The following is a 20009-nucleotide window of genomic DNA, read 5'->3' on the forward strand; positions in this document are numbered from 1 at the left end:
CTTGAGATACGTCCATAAAAAAATCCGAGTGTTTAAAAACACTCGGATTTTGCCATCTTATAAAGATCGGTCAACCGTTCAATAAACTGCTAAATGATCGGCATTACTCCTGAATAGGGGCTTTTTTTGTACCCGAACAATACCAAGAATAGCAGAGTAGGCATGAATCAGGAATTTTGTTTTGTATGTTTTTATTGAAAGAAAAGGGCAGTTAGCAATCCCGAGGAAGTAAACAGATCAAGCATGGATATGGAGTTTACTTTGGTTGTTTTGTTGAAAGCGGTAAAAATATATTTTTTGGAAGATAGAGTTAGGAAAGGGCAGTTGGTAAGCCCGAGGAAATAAACAGATCAAGCATGGATGTGGAATTTACTTTTTTGCAGATAGAGTAGAAAGGTCAGTTAGCAATCCCAAAGAAACAAACAGATCAAGCATGAAGGTGGAATTTACTATTTGGAATATTTTTAGAGGAAGTAGCTAGCGATTTAAAGGAAATAAGAAGATCAATCATGAAAATTGGGCAGTTAGCAATCCCGAGGAAATAAACAGATCAAGATGGGGGAATTTACCTCCAAGGGAATGCTAACTTATCGTTCTTTCGCCTGAAATCCCGATAAGCAGCAGTCTACCTAGAGAGGCTTAAACAAATCTTAATATAATTTTGAGTTACTCATTTTCTGGAGAGATTAACTGTAATCGCTTATCCATCAGATCTTTCACTAGTGGAGTGAGAATGAGCTCCATCGCCAATGACATTTTGCCACCTGGCACGACAAGGGTATTAACCCGAGACATAAATGAGCCTTGGATCATGCGTAGGTAATAGGGGAAGTCGACATTTTTAATACCGCGAAAACGGATCACCACAAAGCTTTCATCTAGTGTTGGAATACTCTTAGCGCTAAATGGGTTTGATGTATCAACGGTTGGTACGCGTTGAAAGTTAATATGAGTGCGGGAAAACTGCGGCGTCATATGATTGATATAGTCATCCATGCTACGCACTATTGAGTCCATGACTTTTTCACGGCTATGGCCACGCTCAGAGGTGTCACGGATGATTTTTTGGATCCACTCAAGGTTGACGATTGGCACCATACCTATGAGTAGATCGACATGCTGCGCAACATCGCAATCATCGGTTGCGACCCCGCCATGCAGGCCTTCATAGTAGAGCATGTCGGTATTTTCAGGCAGCGGGTGCCATTGGGTAAAGGTACCTGGCATCTGGTTAAAAGGCACGGCTTCATCAAAGGTATGTAAGTACGCGCGAGTTTCACCTTGACCAGTATTACTGTAGTCGCTAAAACACTTTTCGAGACGATTAAAGTCATTTGCTTCAGGACCAAAGTAACTAATATTTCTATTTTCAGTTTTCTCTTTGCGGATCATTACCGCCATTTCTGGACGAGTAAAATGATGAAAACTGTCACCTTCCACAATTGCTGCATTAATGCCGAGCTGTCTAAAGATATGATTGAATGCCGTCGTAGTGGTAGTGGTGCCTGCACCTGACGAACCTGTGACGGCAATAATAGGATGTTTCGCTGACATTTTTTTACCCAAAATAAAGATAGTTAACGATCACCTGCACGTTAGCCAAAGCAGCGACTAATCATAGTGACTCAGGTAAGAATACTGTACTTAGAATCTTCAGTTATACGGCTTAGCTTAGCTAAGGTCAAACTCAGGTCAAAGTAAGCTCAAGCAAGTTCAACGGTTAAGCTTACTGGTAGTTCATGTTGTGAATGACAATATCCTCTTTACGCCTAATGCCAATTGACTCCTCTTCTTCGCTGTACTCTACGACTAAAATACCTTGTTTGAGGGCCGCTTTACATTGAACAATAGCCTTTTTCATGCTGTGCTGACCATCGCCGGAAAAGCTACCATCTTCAACTTGGCTGATAAGGTATTCTTTGATGAGGTTATCAAAGGTATCGCTAGGTAACTGCGACAAAGATTCGTAAGGAACTAACATTTTGAGGTTTCCGCTGAAGTTAAAAAATTCAATACACGCTGTTCAAGATAATATTTAGGTCGCCAAGGGCTGCCACCGTTTATAAAGCCCACATGGCCGCCATTATCGTGTAGTTCATATTGTACTTGATTAGACAATTGATTGTTGCTTGGGATGACAGCGTCGGTCATAAACGGATCGTCTTTAGCGTGTATAACTAACGTTGGCTTCGCAATCAAACTTAAATAAGGTAAGCCGCTAGCGCGGGTGTAATAGTCTTCGACATCGTTAAAGCCATGGAGTGGCGCCGTGATCTTATCGTCAAAGGCATAAAAGGTATTGAGCTGCTCAATATCTTTATGGTTAATTGGCATCACTGCTGCGAGTTCTGGTCTTGATAACTTGCCGCGCATTTTCTGTTGCAGCTGTTTAATTAGGTAGCTTTGGTAAACTTTGGAGAAGCCCTTTTCCAGTCGGTTCGCACAAGACCCGAGCTGCAGTGGAGCAGAGATTGCAACGGCCTTATCGATTAAACTTTGTTGCTGTTGCTCACCTTGATACTTAACTAAAACATTTCCACCTAAGCTATATCCTACCGCTAGCAGTGGGCTGTTTGGATGGTGTGCTTTTAAATGTTGTAAAGTGGTTTGAAGATCTTGAGTATCACCACTGTGATAACCACGAGCGAGTCTATTAAGCTCCCCTGAACAGCTGCGGTGATGATGCACAACCGCACATAAACCAATTGCCTTGCTGGCCGTCAGTATGCGACGTGCATAGTGCGACTCTGCACTGCCCTCTAAGCCATGAATAATGACCAGAATAGCTCGATGGTTTTCAGGTGTACCTTGCCAGTCTAGATCGATAAAATCACCGTCGCTCAGTTCTAATCTTTCGCGATCTAACTGTGGTCTGTCCACTTTGGTGAGTACCGGGAGAATCGTCTGAACATGGGGGTTTTTAGCCCACCAAGGGGGTGAAAAAGTTGGCTTCATAATAATTGGCTATTGCTGAAAATTAAAACGTGTGTTTAATTGTTATTGTGAGCAGAGTGTAGCATAGATTGTAATCAGACCATTTATCGACTTTGTTTCCAGCTGTAAGGCTGATAACTGGCTAAAGTGACTCGCGGAGTTATTTGTTTAGTTTTTCGTTTAGTGACGGGGTAAATCAGCATCTAAATGACAGCGTAAGTGAGGATATTTTAGCGCTAAAACACTCAGAATCACTCAATGATAAGCACGTAATTATAAGTACTTAATAACAATAGAGGGCGCGATGGAACGACGTACTTTTATCACGACCGCATTAGCAGGGACAGCCTGTTTAGCGCTGGGAGTTAATTATTACTCGTCGGATTATGTCCGCGTTAATAAAGAACTTGATGACAAGCATCGATTGTTATTTAGCGTGCTAGTGCCGGTGTTTTTAGATGGCGCCTTGCCTGAAGTTGCCACACTAAAGCGTGACGCGATAAATCGTACCTTAGATGCCATCGAGCACACTATTTCTATTCTTCCTCAAGAAAGCCAGGCAGAACTTGAACAACTACTTGAAATGCTCGAAGGACGCTTAGGTCTATTGATTTTGACCGGCAGTATGACTCCTTTGATGTTACGTAAACAGCCTGAGTTGATTGAGATGCTACAAAATTGGCGCACAAGCTTCATCGATATGATGGTGACAGCTTATCAAGGATTGCGAGAATTAGTGATGGCGAGTTATTACTCCAACCCAGAACATTGGAGCCGCTTACATTATGCCAAGCCAACTTTCCTTGAGGATATGAACTGATGTTATTAATCAACACGCTGGGTAAGGGGTAGCTTGTGGCCATTGAAGATCCTATTGTAACGGGCTTAGAGTCTGGTTGGGCACATATTAATGCGGCTAAGCTGACTCAAAACCAAACTTTAGAAGCTGACGTTGTGATTGTAGGTAGTGGCGCGGGCGGCGGGGTCGCAGCAGAAATTTTCACCGAGGCTGGCCTATCAGTGATTATCGTTGAAGGAGGCCCGCTTAAATCTTCGAAAGACTTTGTCATGGAAGAGCGTGTCGCCTATCCGGATCTGTATCATCAAGCGGCTGGAATGAAGACAAGCGATAAGGCTATTGGCATATTTCAGGGGCGTGCAGTAGGCGGTTCAACAACGGTTAACTGGACAACGTCTATCCGCACGCCAGAACCAGCACTTGAATATTGGGCTCAAGCCAAATCTGTGGTTGGGCTTTCTCGTCAGGAACTCGATCCATGGTTTGAGAAAATGGAGCGGCGGCTTAACATTAGTCAATGGGCCTATGATCCAAACCGTAATAACCAAGCATTAAAGCAGGGATGTGAAACGCTCGGTTGGGACTACACCGTCATAAAGCGCAATGTTAAAGGCTGTTGGAATACCGGTTACTGCGGCATGGGGTGCCCAGTCAATGCTAAACAGTCGATGTTGGTCACCACCATACCTGCGGCGCTCGATCGCGGTGCGACGTTAGTGAGTCAAGCTAAAGTGATGAAACTTGAGCATCATAATGACAAAATTTTTGCGGTAAAAGCTCAAGCGGTTGATAGCAACATGCAGCCGTTACCGGTTGAACTGATGTTTAAGGCAAAACATTATATCTTGTCGGCGGGAGCCATACATACTCCGGCCATCATGTTGCGATCTAAGTTGCCTGATCCCCATGAAATTATTGGTAAACGTACTTTCCTACATCCGACCTTATTGAGCGGGGCCGTGTTTAGCGATCCAATTAATGGCCACAGCGGTGCACCACAATCCATCTATTCAGATCAGTTTGTATGGCAAAATGGCGCGGATGGTGAACTCGGTTATAAGCTTGAAGTCCCGCCAATTCATCCAATTTTGATCGCTTCAAAAACCATTGGTTATGGCAAAAGTCACGCGGATTTAATGGAGAAGTTCAATCAACTGCAAGTGACCATCGCATTGGTTCGCGATGGTTATCATGAAAACAGCCAAGGCGGGCAGGTTAAATTGACCGAGCATGGCTTTACACTCGATTACCCGCTCACAGAAGCTTTTTGGCGTGCAGCAAGGCGAGCTTACGCGAGTATGGCAGAGCTGCAATTTGCCGCAGGTGCGCAGCAAGTACTGCCTATTAGTCAAGGCATGCCGTATCTTTCGAGCTGGAATGAGGCCAAGAAAGCCATAAAGAATATGGATCTCGCACCACTGAAAACGGTTGTCGCCTCAGCGCATGTCATGGGGGGCTGCCCAATGGGAGAAGATCCTAACATGTCGATGGTGAACAGCTTTGGTGAGTCGCACTACTTCGATAATCTATCGGTGATGGATGGTTCAATATTCCCGACGAGCTTAGGCGCGAATCCACAGCTGTCTATTTACGGTATGACCGCAAGAAACGCGACGCGGTTGGCTGAGAGATTAACAACATAACTACCATGTTATGTAAAACGGCGAGTATTACTCGCTTTTGAGTTGCAATGAGGGATAGTGAGCGCTTTTGAGGTTAAATATGCTCAGATAGTCGCTTACATTATTTGCGCCTTGGCCTGTGTCATTCGACTCTAATGGCATAGCTTGCAGTGTGTTAGAAATCATCGCCTGAGACTTACGCTCTAGCATTAACTCTACGCTTAGCATCTGTTGGTATTCCGAACTCTCAAGCTGGTTTTTACCTAGGCGTCTTAATTTTCGAAAGGGCAGTAAGAGCTTTTGTTCCCATGTAAACATCGTTTGCTGCAGCCTCTCCCAATGAGGTAACGCAAGAGTGTGCTGCTGTTTATCGAGCCAAATCGCTAATAGCAATAGATTGACGTTGAGCTGGTGGGCATCTTGTAACTGCAAACACAGGCTTTGGTGTTGCTCATAGATGGCATCGCAATCGCTCCACAAGCTGGGGGGAAGGTTATCTACTAATGTCATTAAGTTCAGTTGCCTAAATAATCGTTGAAGATTGATACCTATGGTATGACAAATAAAAAGGGAAGCAATGCTTCCCTTATACTCAATGGTATTAATTATGGTTCTTGTTAGATTTCAGTGCGAACACCTTGTTCAATACTTTCAATTTCTTCCTGGATCTCTAGCCACTCCATTTCGCTTTCCTCTAACCCTTGGGTAAGCGTGGTTCGTTCGGCTAACACTTGGGTAAGCTTAGCCTTATTATCGGCATCATAAAGGCTGGTGTCAGCTAGCATCCCTTCAAGTTCTTTTAAACGGTCGTTGGCTTTTTGCTGCTCTTTCTCCAGCTTAGTCTGCACTTTTTTAAGTGGCGACAGCTTTTGTCTAAGTTCGGCTTCTAAGCGCTTTTGCTGCTTTTTATCTTGAATCGGCGTGCTCGCGTCGCTGTCTTCCTCTTTGCCTGCGGTTTTTGCCGCATCAAGCAACCATTGATGGTAATCATCTAAGTCACCTTCAAAGCTTTTTACTTCGCCTTGGTCGACTAAGTAATAGTCGCTGCAGCTTAAGCGTAATAAGTGTCTATCGTGCGAGACGATAATCATTGCGCCCTCGAAGGTCTGTAGTGCCATGGTTAGCGCATGACGCATCTCTAAGTCTAAGTGGTTGGTCGGTTCATCGAGTAGCAATAGGTTAGGACGTTGCCAAACCAAAAGCGCTAATACTAAACGCGCCTTTTCACCACCAGAGAAAGGTCTAACTGGCGCTAAAGCCATATCACCATTAAAGCCATAGCCTCCTAAAAAGTTACGTAACTCTTGCTCTTTGGTATTTGGGGCTAGGCGCACCATATGCTGCAGTGGTGAGTCATCTAAGCTTAAAAATTCCAGCTGGTGCTGGGCAAAATAGCCGATATTTAAGCCTGGGTTTGTCTCATATTTGCCTTTCATCGGTGACAGCTCACCCGACAGTAGCTTTACCAGAGTCGACTTACCCGCACCGTTGCGACCTAATAAACCGATACGAGCACCAGGAACAAGGTTGAGATGTACCTTTTTTAGGATCTCAGTTTCACCGTAACCGATAGAGACTTGCTCCATGGTCACCAGAGGATTGGGTAGGGCTTCAGGTTCTCTAAAAGCCATGTGGAAAGGGCTATCAGCTTGTGATGGTAAGAGCTCGGCCATACGCTCAAGCGCTTTTAAGCGGCTTTGAGCCTGCTTAGCTTTACTGGCTTTATAACGGAAACGGTCAACAAAAGACTGCATATGAGCGCGCTCTTTTTGCTGACGTTCAAATGCCACTTGTTGCTGCGCCATCCGTTCTGCACGCACGCGCTCAAAGGAGGTGTAGTTACCTTTGTAATAGTTCAGCTTAGTATTTTCGACATGAACGATTTCATCGACAATGCCGTCGATAAAGTCGCGGTCGTGACTGATAAGAATAAGCGTACCTTGATAAGCTTTAATCCAGCCCTCTAGCCAGTACATGGTATCTAAGTCTAAGTGGTTGGTTGGCTCATCGAGAAGCAGTAGGTCTGAGCGGCACAATAGTGCTTGAGCTAAGTTCAAGCGCATACGCCAACCACCCGAGAAGCTCTTCACTGGATTGCGCTGCTCTTGCTCACTAAAGCCTAGGCCGGCGAGTAAGCTTGCGGCGCGAGAATGAATGGCATAACCGCCAATCGCATCAATTTTGCCATGCAAGAGCGCAATTTTATGGCCATCGTCGGCCTCTTGTGCAGCATGCAGCAGTGCTTCAAGTTCGCGGTATTCTGTATCGCCATCAATGACATATTCAATGGCTGAGACGTCAAGTGCGGGTGTTTCCTGCGCCACAGTGGCCATCTGCCAACCGCTAGGCATAGTAAACTCACCTTTATCAAGATGGATTTTGCCCAAGATAAGCGCAAGTAATGAAGATTTTCCGCTGCCGTTTGCTCCAACCAGACCGACTTTGTGGCCAGGGTAGACGGTTAATGAAGTTTCATCGAGCAAGGTTTTCGAGCCACGAACGAGTTGAGCTTGAGTGATGGTGATCATTGAGGTCGGCTTTATGTCAGAGTAACAGCAAATATTGGGGACAGATAATAGCTTAGAACCCATGGTTACTTCTATGGTGAATCCTAGAAAAGTACGGTCATGACGCAGCTTTTGTGGCAAAATGTTAGGCATATGTGTAAAGGAATTTAAATCATGACAACAACGACAACAACTAAAAAAGTGAAGAAACGTTTTGTAGCAGGTGCTAAATGCCCGAAGTGCCAAGCAAAAGAATCAATCGTGTTATTTAAAGAAAATGGTATTGAAACCGTAGAGTGTGTTGAGTGCGATTATCGTGAGCAACAAACAGAAGAAAAAGTGGCTAAAAAAGCCAGCGGTGCAGTTATTGGTGTATTTAATCCAGATTAATCGAAGTCGCTGAACCATAGATCAACCTTTTTAGATGGGAATGCGAGTGTACGGTTGTGTACTGTGCTGTTTGTCATGTTGTGTGCCCTACTGTGTTTTATTGGTGTGTTGGTGTAAACTTTGCTCATTATTTGCTAACAGGCGGGTTAGCATCGACTTAAAGTGAGTAAAGACCATGACTGTGACACGACTATTTTTGCTGGGTTTGACTTTATTGCTAACGGGTTGTGGCACCATCCAGGATTATAGAAACTCGCAGATGTTTAGTTCATTTGACGATTTTCGACCCGGCCCTGACGGTGGAAGTGACCTTATTTGGGCGCAACCTAAAATAAAAAGTGTTAGCGACCTTAATCAAATCCTTAGTCAGTACGATAGCGTCATCGTTGACCAAGCTTGGTTAGTTTTAGATGATAAAACCCGTTACGACAACTTAGATGATGAGGATGTTGTTGAGGTTTCACGTTATCTAATCAGTAAAGTTAAGCAAAAAGCCAGTCAGCGTTTTAAGATCATCAACCAAACTGAACTGGAGCAAACCCTCGCTAAAGGTGAAGCGCCTAAAACACTTAGAGTCAGCGTGGCGTTAACCAATATTGAAACCCCGAATCCAATTTTAGCCGTCACTAGCAGTATTTTGCCTTTTGGGCTTGGGATCTCAAGTATTTCAAAGGTAGTGACTGGCGAGCATACCAATGTGGGTAGTGCGACGATAGAGCTTATGCTTAGCGATGCGCAAACGGGTAAGCCTATCGTGGCTGTGATTGACCGAAAAGCGGGCGGTAAAGACTTTAGCACCATGATTGACTCAACCGACGATGCTAGAGATGCGGTTGATTGGTGGGTTGATAGATTAAGCGCAACACTACGCGGCGAGGATCTGTAACTGACATTAGTTGTTTGCACTATCTATGCACTCTTGGCAAATTTGATGCGGCAATCATCCTCGATACGACTAATATTAAGCTGGCAAACATAGCCAGCTTTTTTGTGGCTAGGATTTTGTTGTTAGGAGCTTGCTCATTTACATCAGGGCTATTGCGGCCGAGGTAATAGAGGCACCAAGTTAACCAAACTCGGCGCTAAAGGCCGTAAAAGGCTGCGATAGCGATATATTTATTAGTTATCCTATATTCGACATGCTGCAACTAAAAGAATAACTGCTACAATAGCGCGCTATAATTTATAGCGATAGCAAACGACAACTTTTGCTCCTGATGGTTTGGAGCCTTGTCACCATGATTTTATCACTGCCAAGCGCGATTTGATGAACCTGATTAAGGTATCGAGTCCTAGAGGGTAAACGGCCCTAAACAGCAGTGAATACTTAGGAAAGATACTTTGACTCAATCAGTCCCAAACACCGATGGCCAAGCGCCATTCTCAAGCCTTAACCTTAAGGTTGAATTACTCGATAACCTAAAAACGATGGGTTATGAGTCGATGACACCGATTCAGGCGCAAAGCTTACCTGCCATTCTTAATGGCGAAGATGTCATTGGCCAAGGTAAGACTGGCTCGGGTAAGACGGCAGCGTTCGGTTTGGGCTTACTGCACAAATTAGACGTTAAACGTTTTCGCATTCAAGCACTGGTTTTATGCCCAACTCGTGAACTTGCTGACCAAGTAGCAAAAGAGATCCGTACACTTGCTCGTGGTATCCATAACATTAAAGTACTGACCCTTTGTGGCGGTGTACCAATGGGGCCACAAATTGGCTCATTAGAACATGGCGCGCACATTATTGTTGGTACGCCAGGCCGTATTATCGATCACTTAGATCGCGGCCGCTTAGATCTAGACAATGTACATACTTTAGTGCTCGATGAAGCTGACCGTATGTTAGAGATGGGCTTTCAGGTTGAGCTTGAAGGCATCATGGAGCGTATGCCGATAGAGCGCCAGACGCTACTGTTTAGTGCGACATTCCCTGAGCAGATCCAGTCTATTGCAGATAAGATCATGTTCAAACCCGTATTGGTTAAAGTGGCTTCGACTCATGCAACAAGCACCATCGAACAACACTTCTATGAGGTTGGTAATAACAACGACCGCATGCGAGCGTTGAAGTTATTGCTGCTGCAATACCGCCCTGAAAGTGCTGTGGTGTTTTGTAATACCAAGCGTGAAACCAAAGATGTTGCTGCGCAATTGAAGAATGACGGCTTTAGCGTTGTTGCTCTACACGGTGATTTAGAGCAAAGAGATAGAGACCAAACCTTATTGCAGTTTGCCAATAAGAGTGTGTCTATCATGGTGGCAACCGATGTTGCGGCGCGTGGCCTTGATATCGACGCATTGGACGCTGTGATTAACTATCACGTGGCTTACGACACTGAAGTACATATTCACCGTATTGGTCGTACAGGCCGTGCGGGCAGTAAAGGTTCGGCGCACACATTTTACAATGATGAAGATGGCTACAAGATTGCATTGCTCGAAGATTATCTTGAGCGTGATATCGTTAATGAAGCGCTGCCATCAGAGCACTTGTTAGATACCTTCCCGGTACAACCTGTGATGATCACCTTGCAAATCGATGGTGGTAAAAAGCAGAAATTGCGTCCTGGTGATATTCTTGGTGCATTAACGGGCGAGGATGGTATTGAGGGCTCTGAAGTCGGTAAAATCAAAATTACCGATATGCGCGCTTACGTGGCGGTTAACCGTAAAGTGGCTAAAAAAGCCCTGCATAAAATTACTAACGGTAAGCTAAAAGGCCGTTCATACCGTGCATGGGAAATGCGTTAAGCGCATTTGGGTGTGGCTTTAGGTATAAAAAAAGCAGCGCTTAGGCGCTGCTTTTTTGTGCCTGGAGCACTTATGCCAAGACCCATGGATGGGTAGTCTGGGTATTTGTGCCTGGAGCACTTATGCCAAGACCCATGGATGGGTAGTCTTGGTATTTGTGCCTGGAGCACTTATGCCAAGGGCGCTAATGCCAAGGGCGCTAATACGAACACCGATGGGTAGTCTTGGTATTTATGCCAAGAGCCTTATGCTAAGGGCGCTAATACGAACACCTATGGGTAGTCTTGGTATTTATTGCCAAGAGCACTTATGCTAAGGGCGCTAATGCCAAGACCCACGGATGGAGAGTCTTGGTCATTGTATCTGTTGCTGGCCAGTTTAAATATTAGCTATTTTGGCTTGGCTTATTAGCACTTCTATTTGAATGAGAACGACGCTGACCCGATGGCTTGCTTTGGCTGCGCTCTGGGCCGCCATTGCTTGGATTACCATTAGCAGAGCTGCCAGCGTTAGGGCGACGCTGACGTCTAGGTTTGTTTTCGGTTGGCTGGTGGCCACGTGCCATTTCGCCGCTGCGTTGACCATCTTTATGCTCAACCTTCACACCTTCGCTGCTTTGCGCATTGCCTTGACGACGTGGGTTTGGTGATTTATTGCTAGCACCGCCCGAGTTAGCGCCTTTATGTGGGCTGCGAGAACGTTCGTTACCTCGGCCTTGACCACCATTACGTGGGCCTTTGTTTTGCCCATGTGATTTACCCGTTAAGTCTGTTTCTGGCAAGCCATGAGTGGGTTCAAAACCTTCAACAGGGCGTCGCTCTAAGTTCTGTTTGATCAGTAACTCAATGTCACGTAGCAGCTTAATCTCTTCGCTGCTAACGAGCGATACAGCATGGCCAGAAGCGCCAGCACGACCTGTTCGGCCAATACGATGCACATAATCTTCTGGCACATTTGGTAAGTCAAAGTTCACCACTTGCGGCAGTTGGTCAATATCAAGGCCACGTGCAGCGATGTCGGTGGCCACAAGCACTCGCACAGCGCCACTCTTAAAGTCAGCCAAAGCTTTGGTTCTTGCGCCTTGGCTCTTATTACCATGAATAGCAGCAGCAGTAATATCTTTTGCTTCAAGATTCTTGGCAAGACGGTTTGCACCGTGCTTAGTACGACTAAATACCAATACTTGTTGCCAATTGTTCTGCTTAACTAGCTGGACTAAAACAGCGGCTTTTTGACCCTGATCGACTGGGCAAATCCACTGCTGTACCGTGTTAGCGGTCGCGTTACGTGGGGTAACCGAGATCTCTACAGGATTGTTCACTAAGCCTTTAGCGAGTTGACGAATTTCATCAGAGAAAGTGGCTGAGAACATCAAGTTTTGACGCTTAGCCGGCAGAATCGCCAGGATCTTTTTGATGTCGTGAATAAAGCCCATGTCTAACATGCGATCGGCTTCATCAAGTACCAATACTTCGAGCTGGCTAAAGCTCACTGCACGTTGATTATATAAGTCGAGTAAACGCCCTGGTGTCGCAACCAGAATATCAACGCCGCGGTTAAGTTTAGAAATTTGTGGGCCAATGCCAACACCGCCAAATATTACCGCAGATTTCAGAGGTAAAAATTGGCCATAGACTTCAACACTTTCACCAATCTGAGCGGCTAGCTCACGAGTGGGTGTTAATACCAATGCGCGTACTTGTTTTGCTGGTGCCTTAGTGCCTTTTGAAAGTAACTCTAGCAATGGCAGGGTAAAGCCTGCTGTTTTACCTGTACCGGTCTGCGCAGCGGCCATCACGTCTTTACCTTCAAGTACGGCTGGAATTGCTTGTGCCTGAATAGGTGAAGGAGTGTCATAACCTTTGTTGGCAACGGCTTTCAAAATTTGGGCTGATAAGCCCAGTGAGGCAAAACTCATAGATAGGTCTCATTTCGGCTGCGAAATAGGCGTTAAAGTACGACTGGCAGCGGTTTTAGGGGGCCTGCGGATGCTGGCGGCCGTGCAGCTTACAGGATCTGCTTAAAAAGCGCTAATTATTAAGCAATCACTGACCAAATAACCACGTTATAAAGAGTATGGCACTAAATTGATTCTAGGCTGGAGATATTGGGCTGGATTGATAACTGTTACGCACTGAAATGGGCTAATTTTGAAAAAAAACGTCGATTGTGTGATTTTTGGGCAATTAAAAGATGTTGTATCAGCGCTGCATGTGTTAATCTCGCGCCCCTGAAAGTTCATCTACCGATTTTTACCAGTAAATTCTAGGTAACTATTTTACCTAATTCGGCGGTTTGTCATGCTGCAGCCTATCGTGAGTTATCATAAAGATGATGAAGATCATTGGGTTGCCAATTTGTCTTGCGGTCATACTCAGCATGTTCGTCATCGTCCTCCATGGGAGCGGCGAGATTGGGTGACAGATCAAGAGGGTAGAAATGCCATGCTTGGTTATAAGCTTAATTGTAAGCTGTGTGAATTAGAGTCGGGAATGAAGTAAAGCGTATTGCAGTGTAAGGTGAACATTGGCAGTGCGGTTTAGAAACAGAATTATGAACGTGAGAGTGATGCTTAGGTTGTTGTTCTTGCGTATTGATTGAGCTCACCAATATCGTTGGCGAATTGATCTATATTTAATAGGTTTATTCGGCCCAACAGTGTGTTTGGCTCAAGTATTAGAATTATTGTTAGGATAAAAAGTAACATGACACAAACTAAGAAGTATGATTTTCGCATAGTAGCAGATGGCGCAACGTGGACTGGCCAAATCACTCGTCGTCAAACAGCGAGAAAGATCGTTGTTTCTAAGAGTAAGAAAGGTTTTGCTACAGAAGCTGAAGCGCAAGCTTGGGGTGAGACTGAGCTTAAGTCATTCTTAGAAAACTTAGTCAAGCGTAACGAGCGTAAGGCTAAGGCACGTGATGAGCGTAACGAAGCTGCTGATGCAAAAGAGCAAGCTGCAGAAGTATGGCGCAGTGCACGTGAAGCTGCTGCGCCTAAAAGTGATTATGATGACGATAACTCAGATTACGAGTCTGACGCAGAGCGTTAATCTCCTATCGATAACGATGTTAATCGTTAATTGATTTAGCTCGTTCTAAATCAACCTTTAAACCGCAATGAGCCTAGCTTAGTGCGGTTTTTTTGTATTTAAATCGCAATTTATATCTATCGTCTTCTGCTTGGTTTATTGATCTAGCTCAATTTTTGTGAGTCCGATAACATTTACAGCATAGATGTTTTATTCTGCGATTAATGCCTGCGATACTCAGGCAATATTGAGATGCATTCTCGTTTTTTGCTCAAGGGTGATTGAACTTAGGCGATACGTTAAAGTCTTTAATAACGTGCTTATGTTGGGTTTGCCACAGTAAAGAGCAAAGCATCCACTCATCCCCAAGTTGTCTTTAGTCTGGAATCACATGGATAAAACAGTAGAGAAAAAGCTTACTAAATGGCTAAAGTTACAGAAAAAAGCCTGTGGATTTTACTTAAATTTGTCAGTTTTTTTTGGTGTGTTAACCGGGCTAAGCTTGATGTGTCAGGCGTGGCTTATCGCGACGGTTCTTCAAGGGATCATTATTGATGAGCTGCCCAAGTCCGATTTTATCGACCATTTTTTGGCTCTGTTACTGCTGACGGTTGTGCGTGGGGTGCTTGCCTTTGCCCGCGAGCGTGCCAGTTTTCAGGCTGGCGCTAGGTTAAGAATACAGATGCGCGCAGCAGTGCTTGATAAGTTAGCGCTACTCGGGCCTGCCTTTATTAAAGGTAAACCCGCGGGAAGCTGGGCTAGCATAGTGCTTGAGCAAGTCGAAGATCTACAAGATTTCTACGCACGTTATCTGCCACAAGTGGTGTTGGCCGGTTTCATTCCACTAATCATCCTCGTGGCGGTATTCCCTATTAACTGGGCCGCTGGTCTGATTTTATTGGCCACCGCGCCGCTTATTCCTATGTTTATGATTTTAGTCGGCATGGGCGCTGCAGATGCGAATCGCAAAAATTTTAGCGCGTTAGCACGTTTAAGCGGCCATTTTATGGACCGATTAAAAGGTTTGTCGACGCTCAAGTTATTTAACCAAGGTGAGAAAGAAGCAAGAGTGATCCGCAAGGCGTCGGAAGAGTTTCGTGAACGCACTATGGCTGTGCTGCGAATGGCATTTTTAAGCTCAGCGGTACTGGAGTTTTTTGCGGCAGTATCTATTGCAGTAATGGCGGTTTACTTTGGTTTTAGCTATTTAGGTCATTTGAACTTTGGTCATTATGGCGTTTCAATCAGTTTGTTTACCGGTTTATTTGTGTTGATCTTGGCGCCTGAGTTTTACCAGCCACTAAGAGATATGGGCACTCATTATCACGCTAAAGCACAGGCTATCGGTGCGGCAGAAGAGTTGATGACATTGCTCGACCACCCAACCGAGCAGTTTGGTGGTAATAAGCCAGTTGACGACAAGATAGAGATTGAAGCTAAAGATTTATCTGTTTATAGCCTAGATGGCAGTTTGTTACTCGGGCCTGTTAGTTTCCAGATCAAAGCTAACGAGCATGTGGCCATCGTGGGCCCGAGCGGCGCTGGCAAAACCAGTTTACTCAATGCCTTGCTCGGTTTTCTACCCTATCAAGGGGAGCTGCGGATCTCTGGTACACAGTTAAGTGAGTTAGCCCTGGAGGATTGGCGCAAGCAGTTGGCATGGCTCGGGCAAGAGCCGCAGCTGTTTCATGGCAGTTTGCGTGACAATGTCGCCATGGGTCGTGAGTTATCTGATGAGGCTATTTATAGCTTGTTAGCAAAGGCGCAGATCCTCGATTTTGTCGAGCAGCAACCGCTAGGGTTAGCGTATCCAATCCAGGAACAAACGGCGGGATTATCGGTGGGGCAGGCGCAGCGAATAGCCCTTGCTCGTGCACTGGGTCAGCAAGCTAAGCTGTATATCCTCGATGAGCCAACGGCCAGTTTAGATAGCTTAAGTGAGCAAGCGGTACAATCTACACTGACCCAAGCTATGCAAGGCGTGGTATGTGTGATGGTCACTCATAGACTCGAGAACTTGAGTGCGATGGATAACATTTTGGTGATAGATAACGGCTTAATAGTCCAGCAAGGTAATTATACTGAGCTTGCCACTCAGGCCGGCACGTTTAAACAGATGCTTGATGAAGCCAGTAGCGTGAGCGAGTTTGATGCTGCAGCGCTAGTGAATAATATGTCAGAGGGAGCCAAGTCATGAGAGCACTCTTTCCCTATATCAAGCGTTTTAAAAGCCAATGGTTCATGATGTTTATTGGACTATTTTTAAGTGTGACAACCTTAATGGCTGGTATTGGATTATTGTCGTTATCGGGTTGGTTTTTATCTGCGGCGGCAGTTGCCGGATTAACAGTGCTAACGGCGCAGATGTTTAACTACTTTACTCCAGCTGGTGGAGTGCGCTTTTTATCGATTGTGCGCACAGCAAGCCGTTATGGTGAGCGCCTGGCAACACACGAAGCCACCTTTAGCTTACTTACCGACTTACGCTGCTGGGTATGGAATAAGTTACTCCCGCTGAGCGCCAAGAACCTACAGGGCGTGCGCCAAGGCGATCTGCTTAATCGCTTGGTTGCTGATATCGATACCTTAGATCACTTGTATCTTAGGTTAATCACACCGTTAGCGGCATCACTGTTGATGATGCTGGCGTTGTACTTTTTCGTGGGCCACTTTGATCCTGAGCTTGCCCGCACTTTATGTGGCGTGTTGCTCGCTGTTTGGTTATTGCTGCCAACGACCTTTTATTTTCTTGGGCGTAAGCCAGGCATTGCCCAGCTAGAAACCAAGCGAGTACTACGAGTACAGTTACTGGAGTACTTACAAGGTCAGGCTGAACTGACTCTATTTGGCGCGCAGATGGCTTATAGAGACAGGCTTAATCAAGCGCAAAGCATGATGATCAATAGCCAAAATGCGATGAATCGAGTCACGGCATTAAGCCAAGCCTGTTTGATTTTGTGCCACGGTTTTGCGGTGTTATTGATGCTGTACTTAGCCGCGTCGGGTGTAGGCAGTGCGGTACCGCCGGGCCCAAGGCTTGCCATGGTGGTATTTTTAACCATGGCAACCATTGAGATGATGATGCCGCTCGCTGGCGCTTTCCAGCATTTATCAGCTTGTAGCTCAGCAGCAACAAGGTTAAATGAGGTGGTTGAACAAACGCCAAGCGTCACATTTACATCAAGCCAAACGGCAGAAATATCAGCTGGAAATATCCAGTTTAACGACATTGAGTTTGGCTACCTTGATGAGCAAACTGTACTAAAGGGATTAAACCTCAAGATCCCAGCGGGTCAAAAGGTGGCGCTTCTTGGGCAAACGGGCTGTGGAAAATCGAGCCTATTATCATTACTGACTCGAGAATGGTTACCTAATAAAGGCCAAGTCTGTATTGATGGCCTTGATGCGAGTGAGTATACCGAGCAGCAATTACGGCAATCTATGTCAGTGGTCAGTCAGCGCATTTATCTCTTCAGTGGCAGCCTGCGTGACAACTTAGCCATAGCGATCCCTGGCGCGACCCGTAAAGATGATGACAAGTTGATTGCTGTACTGAAAAAGGTGGGTTTGCAGAGTTTATTACAAGCTGAAAAGCCTTTAGATGTTTGGTTCGGGGAGGGCGGACGTCAATTATCGGGTGGTGAACAGCGCCGCATTGGTGTGGCAAGAGCCTTATTACGCGATGCACCAATCTTACTGTTAGATGAGCCAACAGAGGGCCTGGATAAGCGTACCGAGCGTGAAATCCTCCGCTTGTTGTTCGAGTTTGCCGAAGGTAAAACCATGTTGATGATTAGCCACCGCCTTACTGCGATGAATAAGATGGATGCGATTCATTTAATGGATCAGGGGGCAATTCGCATGAGTGGTGTTCATAGTGAACTGCTTGAGAGTGATGCTTACTACGCTAGCCTGTTTAAGCGCTTAGGTTAATTGGTAGCGAAAAATAGCTAAGTAGAAAAGCTCTGTCAATAATACAAAAAGCCCAGTGGATCTGGGCTTTTTGTTCGCAAGGCTTAAATTATTGCGAAGATTAAATCCTGAAGCGTGATACTCGATCGCTTAGCTCACCAGAGGTTTGTAGCATCATCTGTGCATTATCACTGACCTCTTGGGTTTGAGAGGACAATAGGTGCGATGTATCACTTATCGCTTGAGTATTACGGCTAATATCGTCAGATACCGCACGCTGCTCCTCAGCGGCACTGGCTATCTGTGTTGCCATATCGGTAATTTCGGTGATTGAATCGGTGATGCGCAGTAAGCTTTGTTTGGCCTGATTAGCAAACTCGACGCTGCTATCCGCAATACCTGTGCTGGAGGCCATTGAGGCGACAGCTTGCTGACTGTTTTGCTGCAAGGTGGCGATCATGGCACGGATCTCTTCGGTTGAATCTTGAGTGCGATGACTCAGTACCCGCACTTCATCGGCGACCACGGCAAAGCCTCGACCTTGCTCACCGGCTCGTGCCGCTTCAATTGCGGCATTGAGCGCCAGTAGGTTGGTTTGTTCTGCAATCGCTTGAATGGTCGAGAGAATTTTATTAATCTCTGTGGCATTCGCTTCAAGTGCTGATACAACCTGCGATGCGTCGCTGAGCTGCTCTGATAGCAGTTCAATTGAATCACTGTTCTTAACGATAACCTCATTACCTTCCAGACAAGCCTTAGCTGAAATTTGAGCTGCATTGGCGGTCATCTCTGCATGATTGGCGACTTCGCTCGCAGTCGCTGACATTTGATGAATTGCCGTGGCAATTTGATCCACATCCTGATGTTGAGCATTGACACCGTTACTGGCTTGCACCGCAATGTCTGATGAGTCATTGATCTGCTTGATTAGCATTTGGGTATCATTAGAAATGGCTTGAATCATCAGCTGTAAGCTCTCTAGAAACCGATTCATATGGCGCTCAAGCATGCCTATTTCATCTTGACGGTGAGCTGAAAACCGCTGGGTTAAGTCACCGTCCCCTTTAGATAGCGACTCAATGGCGCTGGTGAGCTGTTGTAGCGGCTTAAACATATGATTGATGATCACCGAGGCGATAATCAAAATCACTAAGGCGAGAATAACCACTGCAATAAGACACAGCTGGAGCTGTTTTGTTATCGCCTGATAGGCAAGCTCTTTATCTTCGACTAAGCCTAATGCCCATTTGGTACCCTGCAATGGGGTCAAGCGTAACAGCTTGTCTGCGCCGTCTTGCCACTCTAGGGTCGTGATGTCACCGTTGTTAAGTAGAGTTGAGATGTTTGACTGAGTCAGGCTGCGAGCAAAGCGGCTGGCATCTTGTTGGGCGTAACCGCTATCTCTAAAGGCCAGTATTTTGTTGTTTTCATCGAGTAAGAAAGCAAAACCCGCATTGGCAATATTTAGATCGGCTATCTGCTGCGTGATGTAAGCGATACTAAGATCTGCTGCCAGTACGCCATGAATGTCGCCATTAAAGCGTTTGGCTAGAGTCACAACGGTATCACCAGAGAGATCCACATAAGGTTGTGTAGTGATGATGTCATGGGTGTTGTAAGCATCTTGATACCAAGGGCGAGTACGCCCATCAAAGTCGGCAGGGATCTCAACGCTTTTATCGCCAGAGATCACTAAGCCATTTTCTAATCCCATATACAGGTTGATAAAGCCGCCGGCCTGGATACTTAGCGCCAATTCACCATCATCGCTAAGTGCACTGCTTAAGCGCGCCTCATTGGCATTGATGATGCGTTTTTTATCTGCTAACCAGCTAAAAATATTATTGTTGAGCGCTTCGGCTTGCAGTGTGAACCGAGTCGAGACAGCTTGATCGGTTTGCAGGTTGAGCTGCTTGCTTGCGATAAAGGCGAGAGTTGCGGTTATGGTGATTATCACGAGCAAAACGGCGAGCTGGATTTTGTGCTTAATGCTGAGGTTCATTATTATTATATTGACGGACAAGGGCCCATTTACGCTGAGCGAAAATTGGGGGGATTTAAT

At 45.6% G+C, this 20009-nt stretch carries 16 protein-coding genes; 9 read left to right on the forward strand and 7 right to left on the reverse strand.

Features of this window, described 5'->3' with window-relative positions; translation table 11 throughout:
- Positions 1-666 precede the first annotated feature (666 nt).
- The 3 genes from ACVBIK_RS13195 to ACVBIK_RS13205 all read right to left on the reverse strand — a co-directional run bounded on the left by ACVBIK_RS13195 (position 667) and on the right by ACVBIK_RS13205 (position 2955).
- Positions 667-1554, reverse strand: a complete 888-nt coding sequence (locus tag ACVBIK_RS13195; RefSeq protein WP_447159367.1) for a phosphoribulokinase — start codon at positions 1552-1554, stop codon at positions 667-669.
- Positions 1555-1726: 172 nt separating this feature from the next.
- Positions 1727-1981 carry a YheU family protein gene (locus tag ACVBIK_RS13200; RefSeq protein ID WP_447169872.1) on the reverse strand — a complete coding sequence of 85 codons (255 nt, stop codon included), beginning with the start codon at positions 1979-1981 and terminating at the stop codon, positions 1727-1729.
- Positions 1975-2955: a hydrolase gene (locus ACVBIK_RS13205; RefSeq protein ID WP_447159369.1), complete on the reverse strand. Its 981-nt coding sequence runs from the start codon at positions 2953-2955 to the stop codon at positions 1975-1977. Before ACVBIK_RS13205 ends, ACVBIK_RS13200 begins: the two co-directional genes overlap by 7 nt.
- 283 nt (positions 2956-3238) lie before the next feature.
- Here ACVBIK_RS13205 and ACVBIK_RS13210 point away from each other — a divergent pair, with 283 nt between their 5' ends.
- Both ACVBIK_RS13210 and ACVBIK_RS13215 read left to right on the forward strand, forming a co-directional pair.
- Positions 3239-3754, forward strand: a complete 516-nt coding sequence (locus tag ACVBIK_RS13210; protein ID WP_447159370.1) for a TAT leader-containing periplasmic protein — start codon at positions 3239-3241, stop codon at positions 3752-3754.
- Positions 3755-3789: 35 nt separating this feature from the next.
- A complete protein-coding gene (locus ACVBIK_RS13215; protein ID WP_447169873.1) occupies positions 3790-5376 on the forward strand; it encodes a GMC family oxidoreductase N-terminal domain-containing protein in 1587 nt (528 codons plus the stop codon).
- 27 nt (positions 5377-5403) lie between these two features.
- On the opposite strand, the gene ACVBIK_RS13220 is transcribed toward ACVBIK_RS13215, so the two are convergent.
- Both ACVBIK_RS13220 and ACVBIK_RS13225 read right to left on the reverse strand, forming a co-directional pair.
- Positions 5404-5865: a TIGR02444 family protein gene (locus tag ACVBIK_RS13220; RefSeq protein WP_447159372.1), complete on the reverse strand. Its 462-nt coding sequence runs from the start codon at positions 5863-5865 to the stop codon at positions 5404-5406.
- A gap of 107 nt (positions 5866-5972) precedes the next feature.
- Positions 5973-7883, reverse strand: a complete 1911-nt coding sequence (locus ACVBIK_RS13225; protein WP_447159575.1) for an ABC transporter ATP-binding protein — start codon at positions 7881-7883, stop codon at positions 5973-5975.
- A 153-nt stretch (positions 7884-8036) separates the two neighbouring features.
- Between ACVBIK_RS13225 and ACVBIK_RS13230 the strand changes: the two genes are divergently transcribed.
- The 3 genes from ACVBIK_RS13230 (at position 8037) to dbpA (ending at position 11003) form a co-directional block, all read left to right on the forward strand.
- The gene (locus ACVBIK_RS13230) at positions 8037-8252 is read left to right on the forward strand and encodes a YheV family putative zinc ribbon protein (protein ID WP_447159373.1); all 216 of its coding nucleotides are present in this window, start codon (positions 8037-8039) and stop codon (positions 8250-8252) included.
- Between the two features lie 175 nt (positions 8253-8427).
- A complete protein-coding gene (locus tag ACVBIK_RS13235; protein ID WP_447169874.1) occupies positions 8428-9138 on the forward strand; it encodes a DUF3313 domain-containing protein in 711 nt (236 codons plus the stop codon).
- 455 nt (positions 9139-9593) lie between these two features.
- Positions 9594-11003, forward strand: coding sequence for an ATP-dependent RNA helicase DbpA (gene dbpA, locus ACVBIK_RS13240; protein ID WP_447163020.1), 1410 nt, complete (start codon positions 9594-9596; stop codon positions 11001-11003).
- Positions 11004-11388: 385 nt separating this feature from the next.
- On the opposite strand, the gene ACVBIK_RS13245 is transcribed toward dbpA, so the two are convergent.
- Complete coding sequence (locus ACVBIK_RS13245) at positions 11389-12921, reverse strand: DEAD/DEAH box helicase (RefSeq protein ID WP_447159376.1); 1533 nt, start codon at positions 12919-12921, stop codon at positions 11389-11391.
- Between the two features lie 382 nt (positions 12922-13303).
- On the opposite strand from ACVBIK_RS13245, the gene ACVBIK_RS13250 reads away from it, so the two are divergent.
- The 4 genes from ACVBIK_RS13250 (at position 13304) to cydC (ending at position 17968) form a co-directional block, all read left to right on the forward strand.
- On the forward strand, positions 13304-13504 hold the full coding sequence (locus ACVBIK_RS13250; RefSeq protein ID WP_447163018.1) for a DUF3565 domain-containing protein: 201 nt from the start codon (positions 13304-13306) through the stop codon (positions 13502-13504).
- A 204-nt stretch (positions 13505-13708) separates the two neighbouring features.
- On the forward strand, positions 13709-14056 hold the full coding sequence (locus ACVBIK_RS13255) for a DUF3622 domain-containing protein (RefSeq protein WP_447159378.1): 348 nt from the start codon (positions 13709-13711) through the stop codon (positions 14054-14056).
- A 370-nt stretch (positions 14057-14426) separates the two neighbouring features.
- The gene (gene cydD / locus ACVBIK_RS13260; RefSeq protein WP_447169875.1) at positions 14427-16232 is read left to right on the forward strand and encodes a heme ABC transporter permease/ATP-binding protein CydD; all 1806 of its coding nucleotides are present in this window, start codon (positions 14427-14429) and stop codon (positions 16230-16232) included.
- Positions 16229-17968, forward strand: coding sequence for a heme ABC transporter ATP-binding protein/permease CydC (gene cydC, locus ACVBIK_RS13265; protein ID WP_447169876.1), 1740 nt, complete (start codon positions 16229-16231; stop codon positions 17966-17968). Before cydD ends, cydC begins: the two co-directional genes overlap by 4 nt.
- Positions 17969-18068: 100 nt before the next feature.
- Here the strand turns inward: cydC and ACVBIK_RS13270 are convergent, their stop codons facing one another.
- Positions 18069-19949, reverse strand: a complete 1881-nt coding sequence (locus tag ACVBIK_RS13270; RefSeq protein ID WP_447169877.1) for a methyl-accepting chemotaxis protein — start codon at positions 19947-19949, stop codon at positions 18069-18071.
- Positions 19950-20009: the final 60 nt, after the last annotated feature.

The sequence above is a fragment of the Shewanella sp. 125m-1 genome (genome assembly GCF_052977065.1).